Origin of the sequence: Caulobacter sp., assembly GCF_035254145.1 — a bacterium.
Classification (GTDB): Bacteria; Pseudomonadota; Alphaproteobacteria; order Caulobacterales; family Caulobacteraceae; genus Caulobacter.
This window is the reverse complement of record NZ_DATFAV010000303.1, coordinates 1-4045: the sequence shown is the minus strand read 5'-3', so window position 1 is coordinate 4045 and position 4045 is coordinate 1. Positions and strand designations below refer to the sequence as shown.

The window sequence follows — 4045 nt, the reverse complement described above, 5'->3', positions numbered from 1 at the left end:
GGGCCTCGCGCAGCCAGGCCGCGCTGACGACCCGGCGACCGTGGTACAGCCCGCCACTGCGCACCATCTCCCCGATCTTGGCCAGATCGCGGGTCGTCAGCGACAGATTGCCCTGACCGTCCGACGGTATCACTACGACACTCACAAGCAGCTCGAGGACCACCTCGCCGCCTTCCTGGACGCCTACAACTTCGCCAGACGGCTGAAGACCTTACGGGGCCTCACACCCTACGAAGCCATCTGCAATGCCTGGGCGGACGAGCCAGACCGTTTCAGATCCGATCCCGTCCACTTGACCTCGGGACTGAACACCTAGTCGGCCGGTAATAGCCGAGCGCGCCCAAGATATGGGCTCGGGTAGGCTCAAAGCGCGCGAACGACGGGCTGGACTCTGTCCGAAGCTTCACTTGCACGGGGCGCGACGATCTCTACCGTCGCCTTGTACGCGTTCGGAGAAGCTCGATGCGGCGATGGCTCTTATCCTTGGCGATGATGTTGATTGCCGCGCCCGCGTTGGCGGCGCCGTCAACCTGGCTTTTGTCGGTTGAGCGATGGGGCAATGCCGAACACCGCGTTCTCACGCTGGCTGCCTCAGGCGAGGCGCTATCGGGAGATCTCGACGGCTGGCCGGTGGTTGGTCGCAAGAAGGGATCTCGGCTGTATTTCGACGCCACGGATCCTGATGGGATAAGGTACAGCTTCGAGGCGATCGAGGGCTTGGGCGCCCTGACCGGATCGGCCGACTACCCGGACACGAGCAACGCCGGCGGTCGTGCGCGCCATGCCTTCGCTGGGCGCCTGTTACAGCTGCCCGGCTCCGCACCCACGCGGCGGACCTATTGGCCCGAGACCTTTTCCAACACCTTCAATGCTGACCTCGCGCCGGCCATGATTATCCGCCCCGGCGACGTCGTGGCGACCCGCACGATCGATTCTGGAGGTATCGACGAGCACGGGAACGTCGTCGCGCTCTACGGCAATCCTCAAACCGGGCCGTTCTTCGTCATGGGGGCCAAGGCCGGCGACGTGCTGGCGGTCCATATCCGCAGCCTCAAGCTCAACCGCGATTTCGCCGACAGCCTGGATGGCGTGACCAGCAGGGCGATGTCGCCAGGCCTCGCGTCGCGCGCGACCGACTTGGGAAAGCGCGTGCGTTGGCTCTTGGACCGTCAAGCCGGTACAGCCCGCTTGGAGAACCCACCTCAGGCGCTTTTGGCCTACATCGTCCCGGTGAAGCCGATGCTCGGCGGGCTGGGCGTGGCGCCGGACTTTGGTCTTCCAGCGCAGTCCGCGGGCGATAGCGGGCGCTGGGGCGGCAACATGGACTTCAACGGCGTCGGCGAAGGCGCGACGGTCTATCTGCCCGTGTTCCAACCGGGCGCCATGCTCTTCCTGGGCGACAGCCATGCCTTGCAAGGCGACGGCGAGACGACCCAGTGGGCTCTGGAAACCTCGTTGGACGTGGAGTTCAGCGTAGACATCCTGCCTTCCAGACCCCTGGCAGCGCCGAGGATCGAGACACCCGATCGGATCACCGTCCTGGGACAGGCTTCTTCGCTCGACGAGGCCGCTCGCGCCGCCACGGCGGCCATGATCCAATGGCTGGAACAGGACTACGGCCTGAATGTCTCCGAGGCCTCGTTGATTCTCGGCACGGCTGCGCAATATCGTGTCGCTACGCTGGCGGGGCGAAACGCCGGGTTGGCGCTCAGTCTCGACAAGACACGATTGGTCGGCCTGAAGGCGCCCCCTCTCGCAAGACCGGTTGGCCCCTAGCTAACGACCCGAACGGACGATCAGTCTGTCCGTTGCCGGCCCCGGCTGCGGACATTCTCGGCAGTGACGTGACCCCCATTTCTCATCCAGCGATAACGAGAGTCCTGGGTTGATTTGAGCCTTGGTGTTGGTGGGTGGCAAGAGGCCGGTGCGCGGAGCTATCAGCCTGCGCAGCGTGCCGGCCGGTCTCTCCGCAGAAGGCGCTGGCGTACTCCCTGGGTGTCATCCAGCCGAGCTTTGAGTGGGGCCGGCGCTCGTTGTAGTCGCGCCGCCAGGTTTCCAGCACGGCGCGGGCGTGCGGCAGGGACCGGAACAGGGTCTCGTTCAACAGCTCGTCGCGTAGCCGGCCGTTGAAGCTCTCATTGAAGCCGTTCTGCTGGGGCTTGCCTGGCGCGACGTAATGCCAGTCCACGCCGCTGTCGTCGGTCCAGGCCAGGATGGCGTTGGAGGTATATTCCGTGCCGTTGTCACTGACGATGGTGTCGGGCCGCCGTCCGCGCTGGGCGATGATGGCGTCCAGCTCGCGCGCCACCCGCCGACCTGACAGCGAGGTGTCGGCCACCAGGGCCAAGCATTCGCGGGTGCAGTTGTCGATCACCGTCAGGATGCGGAAGCGGCGACTGTCGGTCATCTGGTCGGACACGAAGTCCAGGCTCCAGCGCTGGTTGGGCGCCAGCGGGAGCTCGAGGGGCCGCCGCGTGCCGACCGCCCGTTTGCGTCCGCCGCGCCGGCGCACGGTCAGCTTCTCCTCGCGATAGAGCCGCTGGATCCGCTTCTTGTTGACCGCGTGCCCCTCGCGTTTGAGCAGCACGTACAGCCGGCGATAGCCGAACCGGCGGCGCTCCTGGGCCAGAGCCTTGAGCCGCTCACGCAGGACACCGTCGTCGGGCCGCGAGGCCGCGTAGCGCACGCTGCTGCGATCCACGCCCAGAAGCCGCATGTGAAAGGTTCGTAGCGGCATCGGAACTCATGCTGATTTGCGCTTGCGCCGGCCCCTGGGGCAGGCCGGATACAGCGAGCGTTCGAGAAAGGCGTCACATGACCAAGACCGGTGCATATCTCCGTTCTGCTGAAGCGGCTCGCCGGTTCGGCGTCAGCGGAAAGGCCCTGCGGCTCTACGAGACCCACGGATTGCTCCGGGCCGAGCGGACCATCGCCGGCTGGCGAGTCTACGGCCCGGAACAGATTGCGCGGCTGCACCAGATCATCGCGCTCAAGAGCTTCGGCTTTCCCTTAAGTCGGATCGCCCAACTCCTGTCTGGCGGTCTCTCCGACCTGGCGACCTTTCTGGCCTTGCACGAGGACGTGCTGCGCCAAGAAGCCAAGCGGGTCGATGTGGCGCTCCGACTCTTGTCGGCGGCGCGGCTCAAGCTCGCCCGGCATGGCGACCTTTCTTCGGATGACCTGATGAACCTCACCAAGGAAACGGCGATGACCGACAAGCGCACTGAAGATCTATCCGCCGCCTATCAGGCGATCGCCACCAAGCACTTCACGTCCGCCGACCAAGCGACCCTGGCCGCCAACGGGTACCAAGGCATGGACAAGCCGGACACCGACTGGACTCTGCTGCACCAGGAAGCTACGCGGCTGATGCAAACAGGCGATCCTCGCTCACCAGCGGCCATGGACCTGGCTCGTCGCTGGATGGGCAAGGTGTTCGAGGCGACGGGCGGCGATCCCGCATTGACCCGAAAGGTCAGAGCCGTAGCGCGCGAAGCGAACGACCACCCCGCGTTCACCTCCGTATCGAGCACCGGAAACGAGCTGATGGACTTCGTGTCCGAAGCCTATGGCGCGGCAATTTCGGCGGGGATCATGCCGAGTCCGGACGGCGCGGCCTGACGCCAGTAGGTCTGCTTAGGGTCGAATTGAGATGTTGGGAACTGGTCGGAGAGCTGCTGCTCGGTTCGGCCAGACCTGCCCTGCGCGGCGTTCAATCGGCGGCTACGGGGTAGCTCTGGGAAACCCTAGCGTAAAATAGCGTAGGTGCACCTTACGCGATTCGAACTGTGTAGCCCCCGGCCGCGCCCAGTTCGGTGATATCGATTTGAAGAATGAGTTTTCCGTACGGTTTCCGTACGCGCCGGCAGAGACTCTTGTAACTTATTGATTTTTAAAGACTTTTTGGCGCACCCGACACGATTCGAACGTGTGACCTTTGCCTTCGGAGGGCAACGCTCTATCCAGCTGAGCTACGGGTGCATGCCGTCCTCGAGGACGAGGCGCGGGAAGCGGGTCTTAGCCGAAAGGCGAGGCCTGCGCAAAC

At 64.7% G+C, this 4045-nt stretch carries 2 protein-coding genes, 1 tRNA gene and 2 pseudogenes; 3 read left to right on the top strand and 2 right to left on the bottom strand.

The features are described 5' to 3' along the window. Positions 1–106: 106 nt before the first annotated feature. Positions 107–316 (top strand): annotated as a pseudogene (locus VJ655_RS18260) (IS481 family transposase); the annotation flags it as partial. 146 nt (positions 317–462) lie between these two features. Continuing rightward, the gene (locus VJ655_RS18255) at positions 463–1776 is read left to right on the top strand and encodes an acetamidase/formamidase family protein (RefSeq protein ID WP_324113549.1); all 1314 of its coding nucleotides are present in this window, start codon (positions 463–465) and stop codon (positions 1774–1776) included. Between the two features lie 82 nt (positions 1777–1858). Here VJ655_RS18255 and VJ655_RS18250 read toward each other — a convergent pair. Then, positions 1859–2713 (bottom strand): annotated as a pseudogene (locus VJ655_RS18250) (IS3 family transposase); the annotation flags it as partial. A gap of 101 nt (positions 2714–2814) precedes the next feature. Between VJ655_RS18250 and VJ655_RS18245 the strand changes: the two are divergent. Next, complete coding sequence (locus VJ655_RS18245) at positions 2815–3621, top strand: MerR family transcriptional regulator (protein ID WP_324113548.1); 807 nt, start codon at positions 2815–2817, stop codon at positions 3619–3621. Between the two features lie 283 nt (positions 3622–3904). On the opposite strand, the gene VJ655_RS18240 is transcribed toward VJ655_RS18245, so the two are convergent. Next, positions 3905–3981 (bottom strand) — tRNA-Arg (locus VJ655_RS18240). Positions 3982–4045 lie beyond the last annotated feature (64 nt).